The organism is Candidatus Acidianus copahuensis, assembly GCF_000632495.1.
GTDB classification, from domain to species: domain Archaea; phylum Thermoproteota; class Thermoprotei_A; order Sulfolobales; family Sulfolobaceae; genus Acidianus; species Acidianus copahuensis.
Genome location: NZ_JFZT01000026.1, coordinates 1 through 1,081, shown reverse-complemented (window position 1 = coordinate 1,081; position 1,081 = coordinate 1). Strand labels below are relative to the sequence as shown.

General features: G+C 35.6%; 2 protein-coding genes and 1 pseudogene. 1 reads left to right on the top strand and 2 read right to left on the bottom strand.

Annotated features, from left to right (window positions below; genetic code table 11):
• Nucleotides 1–181, bottom strand: a pseudogene (locus CM19_RS13290) (GMP synthase); the annotation flags it as partial.
• Between the two features lie 23 nt (nucleotides 182–204).
• The gene (locus tag CM19_RS13285; protein ID WP_052349445.1) at nucleotides 205–426 is read right to left on the bottom strand and encodes a glutamine amidotransferase-related protein; all 222 of its coding nucleotides are present in this window, start codon (nucleotides 424–426) and stop codon (nucleotides 205–207) included.
• A gap of 110 nt (nucleotides 427–536) precedes the next feature.
• Here CM19_RS13285 and CM19_RS03815 point away from each other — a divergent pair, with 110 nt between their 5' ends.
• Entirely contained in the window at nucleotides 537–1,064 is a 528-nt protein-coding gene (locus CM19_RS03815) for an urease accessory protein UreD (protein ID WP_052349444.1), read from the top strand.
• Nucleotides 1,065–1,081 lie beyond the last annotated feature (17 nt).

Sequence of the window (1,081 nt, the reverse complement as noted above, 5' to 3'; positions counted from 1 at the left end):
CCTGGTCTACTAATTCCTTGTTCATTCCATATACTGAAACCCACTTATCCACAATTTCTGGAGTAACCTCGACGTGAAATTGTATTCCTAAGACACTCCCTTTTTTAAAGGCCTGAAAGTACTTCTCACTATAAGCTAAAAGTTCACTTCCTGGAGGGAGAGAAAAAGTATCGCTATGCATTTGGAAGACCTTAATCTCATCTCCTAAAAAGGAAATTTTCCTATCGTTCTTACCTTTTGTACACCAATTTCCGATCCATATGGACCTCTTATCACTTTACCTCCTAATGCCTCTGAAGCTATCTGTGAACCTAAGCATATACCGAGGACTCTCTTTCCTTTAGTATATGCCTTTCTTACAAGATCCATTTCTTTCCTTATATACGGATAATTTTCTGATTCATATACGCTTTGTGGCCCTCCCATTATTATTAACGAGTCAAACTCTTCATTACCCTTTATATCCTGTCCTTGTATAGAAATGCCATCAATGTATTCTGAAATTGTACCAAGGGTTTCTACTGGATGATTATAAAGTGAGAACTAACGGAATAATAGAAAGAGAAGGTCCACTTAATGCTTTTCTAGTTGGGGAGACGATCATGATAGCTAATCCATCAGAGGCTTTAGCCCATAATGACTACCTAGAGATTCAAGTTGAATCAGAAGGAAACATTATCGTAGAAGATCAAGCTTTTACTAAGATATCCTCAAAAAGTAACATCAAAATAAAAGTTGAAGGAAGAGGGAAGAGGATAAATTGGTTACTTCATCCATACTTGTTTTACAATGATAGTTCAGCTGAGATCACGAATAAATTCTTCCTCAACAAAGGAAAGATTGTTGAGGCCTACATTCTAGGTAGAAAAATGCATAAGGAAAAGTTTAGTTCTGGAAAGATTAGATCAGTTACTGAGATTTACGTTGATGGAAAGCTGTTAATATATGATGTGTTTAGAGTTGATGGCGATAGCTTTAAAGACAAAAATTTAATGGGGAAAGAAGGACTGTTAGCAGTTTACACAATAAACAAAAAAGATGATTTCGATGTAAAAAGGAAGTAATAGATGGAGAGAAAGTT

Bases quoted from the DNA above. Each gene is read 5' to 3' on its own strand.
- CM19_RS13285 (WP_052349445.1), bottom strand. From the start codon at position 426: ATGGGAGGGCCACAAAGCGTATATGAATCAGAAAATTATCCGTATATA.